Source organism: Deferrisoma sp., from assembly GCF_054681715.1.
Map to the genome: position 1 here is coordinate 1 of NZ_BAAHFQ010000021.1, position 15,250 is coordinate 15,250.

The 15,250-nt window shown below is 73.7% G+C and carries 14 protein-coding genes; 3 read left to right on the forward strand and 11 right to left on the reverse strand.

Annotated features, from left to right (window positions below):
• Positions 1–78 precede the first annotated feature (78 nt).
• Positions 79–1,566 carry a Y-family DNA polymerase gene (locus tag ACY0I8_RS05285; protein ID WP_461393898.1) on the forward strand — a complete coding sequence of 496 codons (1,488 nt, stop codon included), beginning with the start codon at positions 79–81 and terminating at the stop codon, positions 1,564–1,566.
• A gap of 192 nt (positions 1,567–1,758) precedes the next feature.
• On the opposite strand, the gene ACY0I8_RS05290 is transcribed toward ACY0I8_RS05285, so the two are convergent.
• Together ACY0I8_RS05290 and ACY0I8_RS05295 are read right to left on the reverse strand one after the other, a co-directional pair.
• Positions 1,759–2,157 carry a type II toxin-antitoxin system VapC family toxin gene (locus ACY0I8_RS05290; RefSeq protein ID WP_461393899.1) on the reverse strand — a complete coding sequence of 133 codons (399 nt, stop codon included), beginning with the start codon at positions 2,155–2,157 and terminating at the stop codon, positions 1,759–1,761.
• The gene (locus tag ACY0I8_RS05295; RefSeq protein ID WP_461393900.1) at positions 2,154–2,399 is read right to left on the reverse strand and encodes a ribbon-helix-helix domain-containing protein; all 246 of its coding nucleotides are present in this window, start codon (positions 2,397–2,399) and stop codon (positions 2,154–2,156) included. The genes ACY0I8_RS05290 and ACY0I8_RS05295 overlap by 4 nt, the downstream gene beginning before the upstream one ends.
• Positions 2,400–2,785: 386 nt before the next feature.
• On the opposite strand from ACY0I8_RS05295, the gene ACY0I8_RS05300 reads away from it, so the two are divergent.
• Entirely contained in the window at positions 2,786–6,052 is a 3,267-nt protein-coding gene (locus tag ACY0I8_RS05300; RefSeq protein WP_461393901.1) for an error-prone DNA polymerase, read from the forward strand.
• Positions 6,053–6,357: 305 nt separating this feature from the next.
• Here ACY0I8_RS05300 and ACY0I8_RS05305 read toward each other — a convergent pair whose 3' ends face one another.
• The 7 genes from ACY0I8_RS05305 to ACY0I8_RS05335 form a co-directional block, all read right to left on the reverse strand.
• Positions 6,358–6,927, reverse strand: coding sequence for a peptide-methionine (S)-S-oxide reductase MsrA (locus ACY0I8_RS05305; protein ID WP_461393902.1), 570 nt, complete (start codon positions 6,925–6,927; stop codon positions 6,358–6,360).
• Between the two features lie 9 nt (positions 6,928–6,936).
• Positions 6,937–7,149: a hypothetical protein gene (locus tag ACY0I8_RS05310; RefSeq protein ID WP_461393903.1), complete on the reverse strand. Its 213-nt coding sequence runs from the start codon at positions 7,147–7,149 to the stop codon at positions 6,937–6,939.
• 2 nt (positions 7,150–7,151) lie between these two features.
• Positions 7,152–7,595: a peptide-methionine (R)-S-oxide reductase MsrB gene (gene msrB, locus ACY0I8_RS05315; RefSeq protein ID WP_461393904.1), complete on the reverse strand. Its 444-nt coding sequence runs from the start codon at positions 7,593–7,595 to the stop codon at positions 7,152–7,154.
• Positions 7,596–7,757: 162 nt separating this feature from the next.
• Positions 7,758–8,459 carry a spondin domain-containing protein gene (locus ACY0I8_RS05320; protein WP_461393905.1) on the reverse strand — a complete coding sequence of 234 codons (702 nt, stop codon included), beginning with the start codon at positions 8,457–8,459 and terminating at the stop codon, positions 7,758–7,760.
• A gap of 10 nt (positions 8,460–8,469) precedes the next feature.
• Entirely contained in the window at positions 8,470–9,171 is a 702-nt protein-coding gene (locus ACY0I8_RS05325; RefSeq protein ID WP_461393906.1) for a spondin domain-containing protein, read from the reverse strand.
• 403 nt (positions 9,172–9,574) lie between these two features.
• Entirely contained in the window at positions 9,575–11,044 is a 1,470-nt protein-coding gene (locus tag ACY0I8_RS05330; protein ID WP_461393907.1) for a sensor histidine kinase, read from the reverse strand.
• On the reverse strand, positions 11,041–11,757 hold the full coding sequence (locus tag ACY0I8_RS05335) for a response regulator transcription factor (RefSeq protein ID WP_461393908.1): 717 nt from the start codon (positions 11,755–11,757) through the stop codon (positions 11,041–11,043). Before ACY0I8_RS05335 ends, ACY0I8_RS05330 begins: the two co-directional genes overlap by 4 nt.
• Before the next feature lie 106 nt (positions 11,758–11,863).
• Here ACY0I8_RS05335 and ACY0I8_RS05340 point away from each other — a divergent pair, with 106 nt between their 5' ends.
• Entirely contained in the window at positions 11,864–13,060 is a 1,197-nt protein-coding gene (locus ACY0I8_RS05340) for a bifunctional alpha/beta hydrolase/OsmC family protein (protein WP_461393909.1), read from the forward strand.
• A 531-nt stretch (positions 13,061–13,591) separates the two neighbouring features.
• Here the strand turns inward: ACY0I8_RS05340 and ACY0I8_RS05345 are convergent.
• Complete coding sequence (locus tag ACY0I8_RS05345; RefSeq protein ID WP_461393910.1) at positions 13,592–14,995, reverse strand: GGDEF domain-containing protein; 1,404 nt, start codon at positions 14,993–14,995, stop codon at positions 13,592–13,594.
• A gap of 5 nt (positions 14,996–15,000) precedes the next feature.
• Complete coding sequence (locus tag ACY0I8_RS05350; protein WP_459939750.1) at positions 15,001–15,234, reverse strand: hypothetical protein; 234 nt, start codon at positions 15,232–15,234, stop codon at positions 15,001–15,003.
• Between the last annotated feature and the right edge of the window lie 16 nt (positions 15,235–15,250).

A 15,250-nucleotide genomic window follows, 5' to 3' on the forward strand; every position in this document is an offset into this window, starting at 1 on the left:
CCGGCCGGTTCGCCTGCCGGGTGGAGGCGCTCAAGGACAAGCGCCGCGGCCCGGGCTGGGGAAAGGAGGTCCCCTGCCGTGCCCCGGACGGCCTACGTTGAGGTGCCGGACCTGCCCCTCCAGGTGCTCCTGCGGCGCCGGCCGGAGTGGGCGGGGCTTCCCGCGGCCGTGGTGGACCGCGACCGGCCCCAGGGCCGGGTGCTCTGGGCCAACGGCCCGGCCCGAGGGCGCGGGGTGGTGCCGGGCCTCCGGTACGCCTCGGCCCTGGCCCTGGCCCCGGACCTCCGGGCCGGGGAGGTGCCCCCGGCCGACCTCGAGGGGGCCCGGGCCGGGCTCCTCCGGGCCCTCCAGGGTCTCACCCCCGGGGTGGAGCCCCATCCCGGCCGGCCCGGGGGGTTCTGGCTCGACCCCCGGGGGCTCGGGCGCCTGGCCGGCCCGCCGGAGCGGTGGGCCCGGGCCGTGGCCCGGCGGGTCGGGGCCGAGGGGTTCCGGTGCCGGGTGGTGGCCGGGTTCACCCGGCTCGGCACCTTCGCGGCGGCCCAGCGGCCGGGGCCCGCCGGGGTCGTGGTGTTCCGGAGCCCGGCCGAGGAGGAGGCCGTGGCCCGGCGGGTGCCCCTGGGGCGGCTCGGGCTTCCGCCCGGGGAGCGCGAGCGGCTCGCCCGCCTGGGGGTGCGCACCCTGGGGGGCCTCCTCGGGCTCCCGGCCGCGGACCTGGCCCGGCGCATCGGCCCCGGGGCGGCCAGGCTCCGGGCCTGGGCGGCCGCGGGGCCGGAGGGGTTCGCCCCGGAGCCCCTGCCCTCCCCGCTCGTACGGCGGGCCCCCTTCGACCAACCCGAGGGGAACCTCCACCGGCTCCTTTTCCGGGCCAAGGGGCTTTTGGACGAACTCCTGGCCGAGTTGGCCGAACGGGGGGAGGCCCTGGCCGGGCTCACGGTGCGCCTGGGGCTCGAGGACGGGGCGGTGCGGGAGGAGCGACTCCGGCCGGCCCGGCCCACCCTGGACGCCCGCCAGGTGCTCAACCTCGTGCACCTGCGGCTCGAGGCCGGGGGGCTCGGGGGCGGGGTGGAAGACCTCGAACTCGAGGCCGAGCCCGTCCCGGCCACCCGGGAGCAGCTCCGGCTCTTTGCCGAGCGGCCCCGCCGCGATCCCCGGGCCGCGGCCCGGGCCCTGGCGCGGCTGCGGGCCGAACTGGGGGAGGACGCCGTGGTGCGGGCCCGGCTCCTCGACGGCCACCTGCCCGAGGCCCGGTTCGCCTGGGAACCCCTGGGCGAACTCCCCCCGGCCCGGCCCCGGCCCGAGGCGGAGCCGGTGCTCGTGCGGCGGATCTTCTCCCGGCCCCGCCCCCTGCGGCCCCTGGGGCGCCACGACCCCGACGGCTGGATGCTCCGGGGCGAGGCGGCCGGCCGGGTCGAGGCCCTCCACGGCCCCTACGAGGTGAGCGGCGGGTGGTGGCGCACCCCGATCCACCGGGAGTACCACTTCGCCGAACTCTCCACCGGCGAGGTGCTCTGGATCTACTACGACCGGATCCGGCGGCGGTGGTTCTGGCAGGGGGAGGTGGAATGATCTTGCGACACGCGAACGGACGGGAGCCACGACGAGGGCACCTGAATCCGGGTGCCGGGAGCGCCCGCAGGCGTATCCCCCCGATGCGAAACCGAATCCGCCCGTTTGGTTCGGTGGAGCCGGCTCGGGGGAATGGAACCGAGAACCGGGGAAGCGGAAAGGGGCCGACTGCGGGCCGACCCCGGCGCGACCCTACGGCACGCAGAGGAAGCCCTGCTCGCGGAAGTGGCGATCCAGGGTAAAGGCCCGGCGGACCCCACGGGACCGCATGGCCTCGAAGCTTACGCAGTCCACCAGGCTGACCGCCCGCCGGCCCATGGCCAACAGGGCGCGCACGGCCGCGTGGTGCTCCTCTTCGGAAACCCACAGGACGCGTACGACCGGAAGCAGGTCTTCCACCCAACAGCGCAGAGCCCGCAATCCAAGGCGGCGTTGCACCAGCGCGTGGGTTTCCACCAGGACATAGTTCGTTGTGAGCAGAGGGGCCCGGGTTTCCAGCAGGTCGACCCATGCCCCACGCACGGCCGGGTGGGATGCTTCGTCGGCATCCAGCAACGCCAGGAAGGCGGAGGTGTCCACGAAGGTGATCATGCGTCGAAGGCGTCGTCCAGGTACTTGTCGTGGGCCGATCCGAGGTCCGGCACCCCGGAGCGGAACCGGCCCACGGCCGCCAGTGCACGGCGCACGCGTTCCTCGTCGGTCGTTGTCAACTCCGTGAGGTAGCGGTCCACGCTCCGCCGGATCAACTCCGACACCGAGCACCCGCGCTCCTGCGCGACCCTGCGCAAGGCATCCAACTGCCGGGGGTCGAGTTGCACATGCGTACGGACCATTTCGTCTCCTCCGGTGCGGATCCGAACGGTTTCGGGCCGTGTTCCGTCCGGCACGGGTGGACAAGGGGGCGAGTCGTAGGGCCCCGCTGGGACCGAAAAAAGACTTTTCCCGGGGGTAGCCCCCCTTGCTCCCGAACCCGAACGGGGCGCCCGTAAACGTAGCACGGCCCCGCCCAATGGGGAACCGTTCCCCTTCGCCGCTCCCGAGCCTCGGTCCAACGCAGCCTTCCGAGTAACTTCGGTCTACGGTCCTCGGTCGGCGGTCTTCGATCCCGTGGTCCAGACGGCCGCGGCGCACCGTGTGGCCGAGGCGGAAGTTATTGTTTTTGCAAACAGGCCGCGCCTCGCGGCCTACGGAGCTTCCATGTGAGGTCTACCCACCCCCGATGGTTCCCGCCCTGTGGTGCAAGAGCAACTACTCGTTCCTCGAGGGGGCGAGCCACCCCGAGGAACTCGTGGAGCGGGCCCAGGAGCTGGGGCTCCCGGCCCTGGCCCTCACCGACCGCGACGGGGTGTACGGCGCGGTGCGGGCCCACGTGCGGGCCCGGGAGCTGGGGGTGAAGCTCCTCGTGGGCGCCGAGGTCACGGTGGCCGACGCCGAGGACGCCCCGGCCTCCACCATCGTGCTCCTGGCCCAGGACCGGGGGGGCTACGCCCGCCTGTGCCGGCTCCTCACCCGGGGCCGGCTCCGGAGTCCCAAGGGCGCCTCCCGGGTCACCTGGGGCGAGGTGTGCGACCACGCCCCGGGGCTCCTGGCCCTGTGGGGCGGGGACCGGAGCCTGCTAACGGCCCCCGAAGAGCCCGGGGCCGTGGCCCGGCGCCTCCGGGAGGCCTTCGGCGACCGGCTCTACGCGCTCGCGGCCCGCCACCGCCGGGCCGAGGAGGTGGCCGCCGAGGCACGCCTCCGGGAGCGGGCCGAGCGCTGGGGGATCCCGGTGGCGGCCGCGGTGGAGGTGCTCTACCACGCCCCCGACCGCCGGCCCCTCCAGGACGTGCTCACCGCCATCCGCCACCGCACGGCCGTGGCGGCCCTGGGCCGGCGGCTCCGGCCCAACGCCAACCACGCCCTGCCCCCGCCCCACCGCCTCCAAGCCCTGTTCGCCGACGACCCGGCCGCCCTGGCCCGGGCCCGGGAGGTGGCCGACCGGTGCGCCTTCACCCTCGCGGAACTCCGGTACCGGTACCCGGCTGAGGCCCTGCCCGACGGCACCACCACCGGCGACCTCCTGCGGCGGCTCACATTGGAAGGGGCCCGGGAGCGGTTCGGCGGCCGGGTGCCCCCCCGGGTGGCCGAGCAGATCGACCGGGAACTCGCCCTGATCGACGAACTCGACTACGCCGGGTACTTCCTCACCATGTGGGAGATCGTCCGGTTCTGCCGGGAACGGGGCATCCTGTGCCAGGGCCGGGGCTCGGCCGCCAACTCGGCCGTGTGCTACTGCCTGGGCATCACGGCCGTGGACCCCACCCGGGTGGACCTCTTGTTCGAGCGGTTCCTCTCGCGGGAGCGGGCCGAGCCGCCCGACATCGACCTCGACATCATGCACGAGCGCCGCGAGGAGGTGATCCGCCACGTCTACGAGCGCTACGGCCGGGACCGGGCGGCCATGGTGGCCAACGTGATCCGGTACCGGGTGCGCTCGGCCGTGCGCGACGTGGGCAAAGCCCTGGGGCTTTCGGAGACCGCGCTCGACCGGGCGGCCAAGGCCCTGGGGTACCGGCCCGGGTCGGCGGTCGACTTCTGGGGCCTGACCGGGCTCGACCCCCGAAACCCGGTCCACGACCACCTGTGCCGGTTCGTCCTGGAGATCCAGGACTTCCCCCGCCACCTCTCGATCCACCCCGGAGGGTTCCTGCTCGGCCACGAGCCCGTGTGCGACCTCGTCCCCATCGAGCCGGCCACCAAACCCGGCCGCACCGTGATCCAGTGGGACAAGGACGACCTGGAGGACCTGGGGCTGTTCAAGGTGGACCTCCTGGGCCTCGGGGCCCTGACCCAGCTCGACCGGGCCTTCCGGCTGGTGCGGGAGCACTACGGGGTCGAACTCTCCATGGACCGGATCCCCCCCGACGACCCGGCCACCTTCGACATGATCTGCCGGGCCGACACCGTGGGGGTGTTCCAGATCGAGAGCCGGGCCCAGATGGCCATGCTGCCCCGGCTGCGGCCCCGCTCGTACTACGACCTCGTGATCCAGGTGGCCATCGTGCGGCCCGGGCCCATCACCGGGGGCATGGTCCACCCCTACCTGCGCCGGCGCCAGGGCCTGGAGCCGGTGACCTTCCCCCATCCCAGCCTCGAGCCCGTGCTCGCCAAGACCCTGGGGGTGCCGCTCTTCCAGGAGCAGGTCATGCGGCTTGCGATGGTGGCGGCCGACTACACCCCGGGCGAGGCCGACCAACTCCGGCGCGACATGGCCGCCTGGCGGAAGACCGGCCGGATCGAGCGGCACCGCGACCGGCTGGTGGGCCGCATGGCGGCCAAGGGCATCCCCCGGGAGTTCGCCGAGCGGGTGTTCGAGCAGATCCGGGGGTTCGGGGAGTACGGGTTCCCCGAAAGCCACGCGGCGAGCTTCGCCCTCATCGCCTACGCCACGGCCTGGCTCCGGTGCCACTATCCCGACGTGTTCCTCTGCGCCCTTCTGAACGCCCAGCCCATGGGGTTCTACCACCCGGCCACCCTCGTGGAGGACGCCCGGCGCCACGGGGTGGAGGTGCGGGGGGTGTGCGTGAACGAAAGCGACTGGGACTGCGCGCTTCAGGAGTCAGAGGACAGAAGACAGAGGACAGGGGACGGGGGGGCCCCGCCCCCCGCCGGGAGCCCCGGCGGGGGGCGAGAGGAGGGGAAGCCCAAACCCACCACGGTCCGAGCTTCGTCGGCCGTCCCATCCCCGCAAGAAGCCCCAGAGGGCCTTCCGGAGCCGGACCCTGTCCTCTGTCCTCCGACTTCTGACTCCCGGTACGCCGTGCGGCTGGGGCTTCGGTACGTGAAGGGGCTTTCGTTCCGGCGGGACTGGCCCCGCATCCGGGAGGCCCGGCGTGGGGGGCCGTTTCGGTCGGTGGACGACTTCGCCCGGCGCACCGGGCTCGACCGGGGCGCGCTCGACCGCCTCGCCGAGGCCGGGGCGTTCGAGGGCTTGGAGCCCGACCGCCGCCGGGCCCTGTGGCGGGTCGGGGCGCCCCGGGATCCCCTGCCGCTCGCGGAACCCGCGCCCCCCGAGCGGCTGCCGGCGCTCTCCCCCTTCGCCGAGGTGGTGTGGGACTACGGGGCCACGGGCCTAAGCCCCCGAGGGCACCCCCTGGAGGCCTTCCGGCCGGCCCTGGCGGCCCGGGGCATCCCGTGCGCCCGGGAGGTAGCCGCCCTCCCGGCCGGCGCCCGCACCCGGTACGCCGGCCTCGTGATCTGCCGGCAGCGGCCCGGCACGGCCGCGGGGACCACGTTCTTCACCCTGGAGGACGAAACCGGGTTCGTGAACGTGGTGGTGTGGAAGCGGGTGTTCGACCGTCACCCCCGGCTCGCCCGCACGGCCGCGCTCCTGGGGGTGACGGGCCGGATCGAGGCCCAGGACGGGGTGGTCCACCTCGTGGCCGAGGCCCTCTGGGAACCCCGCCTCCCCCGCCCCACGGCCCCCCCGAGCCGGGACTTCCGGTGAGGGCCCGGCGGACCGCCAGGCAACCCGTTTGCGAAACCAGACAGGCCGCCTCCCGGCCACGGACCGCGTCTCGGATATGGGAGGAGATATGGGAGCGCCGCCCGTGCCAGGTGCCAGAAGACAGACGACAGAAGACAGGGGTTCTCTGACATCTGACCTCTGAATTCTGCCCCCTGATACGGCAGCCGCCCCCACAGGGTGGGACGAGCTGAGACGCCGGAATCACAGGGGGTTTTGTCTCCTCGCGTCCCAGCATCCCAGCGTCCTAGCGTCCTAGCGGAAATCACTTGGACGCCCCCGCCCAGTCAGTTCGCTGCGAGGCCCAGTTCCGCCAGCACCAACGCCCGGAGATCCTCCGGCAGGTCCAGGGCCTCCACCGCCTCGGCCGTGGGGGTGCCGTAGCCGCCGAGCCAGCCGTTCAGGCGCGCGGCGGCCGTGGAGTCGGCGGCCGCGTCCTCGCCCCCGAAGTGCTCCACCAGGGCCCGCCACAGCCGCCCCCGGCTCCGCAGGACGTACTTCTGGTGGTAGGCCTCCGCCCGGTAGAACGGCCCGGCCGGCTCGAGGGCCGTGCGCACGGGCCCGCCCAGGCGCCCCTCCACCTCCCGGAGGCTCTCCCGGGCCGCCCGTTCCTGCTCGGGGGTGTGGTAGAAGAGCGCGTTTCGGTACTGGCGCGACCAGGGCCGACTCCGGGGGTCGTGGGCGTCCCAGAAGACGGCCAGGAGGCCCCGGTAGGAAACCTTGGTCGGGTCGTACACCACCCGCACGGCCTCGCTGTGGTCGCCGATGGACCGGTAGGTGGGGGAAGGAGTGGTGCCGCCCGCGTACCCCGCCGTGACCCGAAGCACGCCGTCGATACTCCCGAACCGGGAGTCCACGCCCCAGAATCACCCCAAGGCGAAGGTGGCCGCCTCGGCCGGCACCCCGCCCGGCCCGGGGATGGCCTCCTCCGGAGTTGTCGAAACCACGCGCGCCGTCTCCATGTTTCCTTCTCCCGGATCGGGGGGCTCCACCGAGGGGCAGGCCGCGCCTGCGGCCCACGCGGCCACGGCCCCCAGGACCCACGCGGCCGCAACCCCCGCACAAAGGGTTCGGTTCATGTCTACTCCCCCCTCGGCAGCGGCGCAAACACGAGGGCCGCCGAGTTGATGCAGTACCGAAGCCCTGTGGGCGCCGGCCCGTCGGGGAACACGTGCCCGAGGTGTCCCCCGCACCGGGCGCAGTGCACCTCGGTGCGCACCATGAAGAACTTGCGGTCCTCCTTGGTGCCCACGTTCTCCTCGGCCACGGGCCGCCAGAAACTGGGCCACCCGGTGCCCGAGTCGAATTTGTGCTCCGAGAGGAACAGGTCGGTGCCGCACCCCGCGCACCGGTACACGCCCGTTTCGTGGTGGTCCCAGTACGCGCCGGTGAACGCCCGCTCGGTGCCCTCCTGCCGGAGCACCCGGTACTGCTCGGGGGTGAGCCGCTCCCGCCAGTCGGCATCGGAGAGACGAACCGGCTCGGCCTCCACGTATCCGCCCTTCTCCACCGAATAGATCCGCATCGTTTGGCTTCCTTTCTCCCCCGCCCATCCGGCCGCAACCGCAATCCCCACGACCACGACCGCGCCCCAGACCCTGGTCAACGCTCTCGCTTGACGCATACCCTCGTCTCCTTTGTCGGGCCGCCGGCTTCCGGCTTACACCGGCGGCCCGACGCTACACGATCACCGTAGGCGCTCCACCTCGACCCATCCCACCGGGGCCAGAAACCGGTGGGAAGCGTCGAGGGCCGATCCGGCCAGCCCTTCCGCCGCGGTCACCACCCCGGGGTGCACCCGCACGCCACCGCCGGCCTCGCGCTCCGGGTTGTACCCCTCCCCACCCCCGGCGGGTCCCGGGATCGTCTCCGCCGTTTCGGTGTTCGCCTCGGTGCCGGCGTCGTAGGGGATCAACTCCGCCCGGGCCACACCGCCCACCGGGAGGTTGCCCGCGGCCACCCGGGCGGCTGCGAACCCGTCGTTCGTGTTGACCAGCATCCCCGCCACGTCGACCGCCAGATCGGCGGACACCTCGACCGACCGCGTGACGGTCCACCACCCGCCCGGCGCCACGGCCGAGGCGGCCGCCACCCGGTCCACGACGGCCGGGTTCCCCGCCGCCTCGGCGAGGAGGGCCGCCCCGTCCCCCGCCTCGGCCAGCCGCTCCAGCCCATCGGACGCCGTCTCCCCCACGGCCCACGGCTCGTACCCGGCCTGGTGAACGATCGCCACCGGCGGCGAGAGGGGCTGGCGGTTCGTGGCGTTGATCACGGTGATCCGGTACTCGGCCCGCCGCGGGCCGTCGCCGTCGTCGCCGCCGCACCCCGTGAGCCCCACCGCCCCGGACAGGGCGGCAAACACCGAAAACGTCCACAACACGGTTCGCATGGCGCCCCTCCTATCGGACCGTGATCCGCACGACGGCCACCGGGTTGAGCCACCGGTGGACCGCCGGATCCAGATCGCTCGGGCCGCCGTCGGGGTCCGTGTCGCCGAGGGTCCCCCGGTGGACGTGGACCGTGGGGTTGGCATCGGCGCCGGCGGCCCCCGTGGCCCCCTCGCCCGCGTGCCCCCCCGGGTCGGCCGGGATGCCCGGCTCCCCCGGGGCCCCGCCCCCCGTGATCCGCTCGTCGTTCGCCTCGGTGCCGGCGTCGTAGAGGTTGAGGGTGAGCCGGTACTCCCCCGGCTCCGCCGGGATCGGCCACCGGTCCAACCCGACGAACCCGTCGTTCGTGGGCAGGGCCATGGCCACGATCGAAAGGAACCCGTGACCGCCCGCCCCGGTGTCGAGCCGGGCCGTGGCCGTTTCGCCGGGGCCCAGAAGCCCGCCCGCCGGGTCGGCCACGGTGTCGGCGTCCGCGCCGCCCAGGTCCGCCAGAAGGCCCGTAAGATCCCCTCCCTCGGCCATCGCCCGAAGGCTCCCGGAGGCCGGCTGCCCCACCTCGAACAGGAACTCGTCCCCCCCGTGGGCCGTCACCAGAAGGGGGGTGAAATACACGCCATGGGTCGCGTTGGTGACCTCCACGGTCACCTCCGCCGCCACGGCCCCGCCGGCGAACCAGCCCAGGATCGCCACCGCACCCACCAGTCCTCGTCGCATGCCGTCCTCCTTCGCCCCTCGGGCGTCTTGGGGAAACCCACCGTGGGGACAAAGGTAGCGGGGAAAGATCCCGTGCTCGTCCGGAAATCCTAACGATTTCGTCACGGGGTGAAATTCGGACCGGGGTGGGCCGGTGCGGGGGCCTCGCACCGAGTTGCATTCAAGACGATTGCCCCCCGCCCGGAGGGGCAAGGGGCCTGTCGGAGAGCCGGGTGCGGCTCCTTCGCTCGCCGCGCGGCGCCTCTGGCGCTCGGACCCCGAAAGGGTTCGGATCCGACTGATCTGCCATGAACCCGGCTCTTCGGTCCCGTGCCCGCGTGGCGAATCTCAACGCCTGGCTTCGCGCCCGGCCGGAGGCAGGTCCCTTGCCCCGCCCCCGGCAATACGTTTGAAGGTGTTCGGATCAGGCCTCGGGCGAAGGCGGCGGCTCGGGCAGGGTGAAGGAGAACTCGGCGCCCCCCTCGGGCCGGTTCCGGGCGGACACGGTGCCCCCGTGGAGGGCCGCGACCCGCCGTACGATGGCGAGCCCCAGGCCGTGGCCGTCCCCGGCTTCCGGCCGGCCCCGAAACCGCCGCTCGAACACGTGGGGCAGGTCTTCGGGGGGCACACCGGGGCCCTCGTCGCAGACCGAGGTCTCCACCCACCCCGGGCGGACCCGGCGGAACCGCACCGTCACGCGGCCTCCGGAGGGGCTGTGGCGGGCCGCGTTGTGCAGGAGGTTCTCCACCGCCCGCTCCACGAGCCCGAGGTCGGCGCGCACGAACAGGGGCTCCTCCGGCGGTTCGACCCGCACCTCGACCCCGCGGGACCGCGCCACGCCGGCGAAGGACTGCACGGCGTCCTGCACGAGTTCCTCCAGGGGAAACGTCTCGGGGCAGGGGGCCGCGTCGGGGGCGTCGAGCCGGGCGAGGGCCATGAGTTCGTCCACCAGGCGCGTGAGCCTCCGGCCGGCCGCGAGGGCCTCCTCGAGATGCCCGGATCCCTCCGCCCCCTCCCGGACGCCCTTTCGGGCCGCGGTTTCCAGATGGGCCAGCAGGGACGCGAGCGGGGTTCGAAGATCGTGGGAGATCCCCTCGATGAGGGCGCGCCGCTCCTCGTCGGCCCGGCGGATCCGGGCCATCTGGTCCGCGATCCGTTCGCGCATGCGGTCGAAGGCCGCCGCGAGCGCCCGCAGTTCGTCGCCGTCCTCCCTGGGATCGACCGTTTCCCCGGCCTCCCGTTGGAAGGCCTCGACGCGGCGGCGAAGATCGCGCACCGGCCGGGTCACCCAGAAGAACCCGAGGAGCCCCAGCGCGAACACCGCCACGAGGAGCCCCGCCGTGTTGAGCAAAACCAGCCGGGCCACGTAGCTTCCGCGAAACAGTTCGAGGGCCCCCCGGTAGGGCTCCCCGGCCAGGACCACGTACAGGTACCCCCGCAGCTCCCCGTCGGCCCGCACCTCCGCCGCCGAGAACAGCGCCCGTTGCCCGGGGGCCCGGGGGTTGTCGCCCCACACGGGTCCTTCCCCGGTTCCCGCGAGAAACCGCCGGACCGGTCCGAGGTCGATCGCCTCGAGCCGCACCCTGCCGGGCGGCGCCGAATAGGCCAACAGCCGGCCCCGGGGGTCGGTGAGGTACACCTCAATCGAGGGGTTGACCTGCATGAGGGTGTGGAAAATCTCCCGGAGCCGGTCCTCCCCCACGGCGCCCCCCGCGCCGATCAGGCCGTCGGACACGAACCGGCGGGCCAGGTCCCGGTGGAGCCGGTAATGGGCGTCGGTGAGATACCGCCGGGTCGCCCAGAGGGTGGTGACCACCGAGGCGACGGCCACCAGGGCCAGGAGGCCCGCCAGCACGGCGGCCAGCCGGGCGTACAGGGTGCGGAACACCTTCACCGTGCCCCTCCGTCCTCGTCGTCCGGGAACGTGTAGCCCACGCCCCACACCGTGCGCACGTAGCGGGGCCGCCGGGGGTCGTCCTCGATCTTGGCCCGCAGCCGGTTGATGTGGGAGTTGACCGTGTGTTCGTACCCCTCGTGGCCGTACCCCCACACCGCCTCCAGGAGCTGGGCCCTCGTGAACACCCGGCCCGGATGCCGGGCCAGGTGGAGGAGCAGGTCGAACTCGGTGGCCGTGAGGGCCACCGAGCGCCCCTCCACCCAGACCCGGCGCCGGGCCGGGTCGATCCGCAGCCCGCGGCGCTCCACGGGCGCCTCCTCGGCCGGGTCGGCCGACACGGCCCGCTCGGCCCGGCGCAGGAGGGCCCGGACCCGGGCCACGAGTTCCCGCACCCCGAAGGGCTTCGTCAGATAATCGTCGGCGCCGAGTTCCAGCCCCAGCACCCGGTCGGGCTCCGACCCCCGGGCCGTGAGCACCAGCACCGGCACGGCGTTCCCCCGCTCCCGCAGATCGCGGCACAGATCGAGCCCGTCGCCGTCGGGCAGGGAAAGGTCGAGCACGATCAGGTCCACCCGCCCGGCCCGCAGCCGGGCCCGGGCCTCGGCCAGCGTGCCGGCCCGCTCCGCCTCGAACCCGAAGTCCCGCAGGTTCTCCGCCACCACCCCGGCGATGCCGGGGTCGTCCTCCACCACCAGGATCCGCCTTGCCACCTCGTCGATCCCTCCTTCGGCCGGGTTCGCCCCGGCGCACGGCTTGCCTCGGGGCCGGGTCCTGGCATCCTACCGGAACGATCCCGTTTCGCCAGGAGAAGACGCCATGCAATCCACCGCCGTCCGGTTCCCCGGCCCCGGCGGGGCCGAACTCGCGGGCCGGCTCGACCGGCCCGAGCACGGCCCGCCCCGGGCCACGGCCCTGTTCGCCCACTGTTTCACCTGCGGCAAGGACCTCAAGGGGGCCGTGCACCTGGCGCGGGCCCTGACCGAACGGGGCATCGCGGTGCTGCGCTTCGACTTCGCGGGTCTCGGGGAGAGCACCGGGGCGTTCGCCCGGACGACCCTGGCCGGGAACCTGGCCGACCTCCGGGCCGCGGCCCGGTTCCTGGAGGCCCGGGAGGGGGGGCCCCACCTGCTCGTGGGCCACTCCCTGGGAGGCACGGCGGCGCTCCTGGTGGCGGGGGACCTCCCGGCGGTGCGCGCCGTGGTGACCCTCGGTGCCCCGGCCGACCCGCTCCACGCCACGAAGCACCTGGTGCCCACCGAGGGCCCGGCGTTCCGGATCGAGGGCCGCCCCTACACCCTGGACCCGGGGTTCGTGGAGGACTTGCGCCGCCACGACGTGGCCTCGGCCGTCCGGGCCCTCGGCCGGGCGCTCCTCGTGCTCCACAGCCCCCTCGACCGGGTGGTGGGCCTGGAGCACGCGGCGCGCCTCTACCAGGCCGCCCGGCATCCCAAGAGCTTCGTGAGCCTGGACACGGCCGACCACCTGCTTTCCGCGCCGGCCGACGCCCGGTACGCCGCCGGGGTCATCGCGGCCTGGGCCGAGCGCTACCTGCCCGAGGCGGCCGGGCCCGGCCCGGAGCCCGCGGCGGTCACGGTGCGCACCGCGGCCGGGGGGTTTCGCACGGAGATCGCCGCCGGCGCCCATGCCTTGGTGGCCGACGAGCCCCGCTCCGTCGGGGGCACCGAGGAGGGGCCGTCGCCCTACGACCTCCTCCTGGCCGCCCTCGGGGCCTGCACCACCATGACCGTGCAGATGTACGCCCGGCGCAAGGACTGGCCGCTGGCCGAGGCGGTGGCCCGGCTGCGCCACGAGCGGATCCACGCCAAGGACTGTGAGGGGTGCGGGGACGGGGGCGGAGGGATGCTCGACCGGGTGGAGCGGGTGGTGGAATTCGTGGGGGAGGGCCTCAGTGCCGACCAGCGCGCGCGGCTCTTGGAGATCGCGAACCGCTGCCCGGTCCACCGCACGTTGACCCGTGGGGTCCAGGTCGAAACCCGGGAAGGCGGGGAGTGAGGGCGGTTGGGACGGTGGGACGTTCGGACGGTGGGACGTTATGACTCCGCGGCGAAATAGAAGCGCTCCGTGGCGTGGGGCCTACTGGAGCGCCGGGCGAGGCTCCTAGAGTAGCCATGCCGCACTCACGTACGGCCGGAAACGGGTCCCACGCCCCAGCGGCGACGGACGCGCCTGTATTGACGCCGGGTTACCAACACCAACGGCAGTATTGTCAGATCCCTGTCGTTGCTCCGGGAACCAGCGGGTGGGGGGCTGGTGGAGAGCCGGGTGCGGCCCCTCACCTCGCCGCGCCATCACCAGGCTTGGATTGCTTTGGAAGTTCCGGAACTTCCGCTGCCGACGCTCCGATCTGCCGACCCTGCAACGGCATGCGAGGGCGCGGCGATCGGGCGCCGCACTCGCACCCGGCCGGAACCAGTCCCCCACCCGCCTCAGACAATACTTTATGAAGGTATTGGTACTTAGGAGGCTGGGACGTTGGGATGCGGGGGCCCGGGAGGCGGGACACCTCCCCGCGGGATCCCGGCCTCAGGCGCTCGCCAGGGAATCGCCCTCGGTCCGGGGGGCCCAGAACCGGGTGCGGTTCCGCCCCCCCTGCTTGGCCTCGTAGAGGGCGTGGTCGGCCCGCTCCAGGAGTTCCTCGGCCGACTCGGCGCCCCCGGGCCACCAGGCGCCCCCGATGCTCACCGTGAGCTTCCCCCCCGGCACGGCATCCTCCCCCGGGAACCGAGTGCGGGTCACGGCCTTCCGCAGCTTCTCGGCGGCCGCGTGGGCGCCGTCCCGGCTCGTCTGGGGCAGGATCACCACGAACTCCTCGCCCCCGTACCGGGCCACGGTGTCGATGCCCCGGGTGTTGCGGGTGAGAAGCTCCGCGAGCTTGCGGAGGGCCGCGTCGCCGGTGAGGTGGTCGTTGCCGTCGTTGAGGCGCTTGAAATGGTCGATGTCGATCACCAGGAGGGCCAGGGGGATCCGGTGGCGGGTGGCGTGGTTCCACTCGGCCTGAAGCCGCTCCTGGAAATAGCGGCGGTTGAAGAGCCCCGTGAGCTCGTCGCGCACCGAGAGGTCGCGCATGGCCTGGTAGAGCCTGGCGTTCTCCAGGGCGATGGCCGCGGTGTCGGCGAAGATCCGCAGAAGCTCCACCTCGTGGTCCGGAATCGGGGAAGCGCCCCCGGCCGCCAGGAACCCCACCACCCGGTCCCGGGCCCGCATGGGGACGACCACGAGATCCCCGGCTTCGCCCCGCTCCCGGACCTCCTCCCCCCGAAGCACCCGGGCCGTCCAGGGGCCGGGCGCGTCCTCCACCTCCCGGGGCCCGGTCCCGTCCACCACGGCCAGCCCGCCCGGCGCACGGCCCCACAACCCGATCCGCACCGGGCGGCCGCCGAACACCTCCCCCAGCCGGGCCCCCAGGCGGTCCACGACCTCCTGGGGCTCCAGGGAGGCCGCCAAATCCTGGGCCAGCCGGCTCACCGCCTGGAGTTCCCGGTTTCGGCGTTCGAGCTCCGCCTTTTCCCGGCGCAACTGCTCGGCCTGGGCCTCGAGGGTGCGGTTCAGCTCCAGGATCTCCCGGAACGCCTCGCGGTTTTCCAGGGCTTCGGCCAGGGCCCGCAGGAACTCCTCGGGGGCGAGCGGCTCCTCCAGGTACTCGTAGGCGCCGCTTTTCAGGTAGACCAGGGCCTCTCGGGGGTCGGGTGCCGGGGTCACCGGCAAGAACGTGGCCTCCGGCGCCCGCTCCCGCAGTCCGGCCAACGCCTCGGCCGGGGCGGCGCCCCCGAGGGCGTCGACCCGGAACGCCACCACGTCCCAATCCCCTGCGGGCGCCCCGTCCAGGGTGTCGGCGCGGCTCACGGTGAGGGTGAATCCCCCCACCGCCGTCCCGCTCGGGGGGATCCAGGACCGCTCGGGGCCGATGACGAGGAGGGTCCGGACCACGGCGCTCATCCCGTGGCCGCAGGAGGCAAGATGCCGATCTCGCGGATCTCTTTGAGCTTGCGCTCGATCTGGCCGATGACCTCGGCCAACCGCTCCCGCTCCCGCTCGTCCTCCAGGATCTCCGCCTCCTGGAGCGCCCGGCGCTTCTTCTCCAGAAGGGACTGGAGCTTCAGGAACGTCTTGCGGAGATCCCGGTTGATCTCCTCGAGTTCCTCCCTCAGGCTGGCTCCCTGTGCCACGGAAAACCTCCTTTCG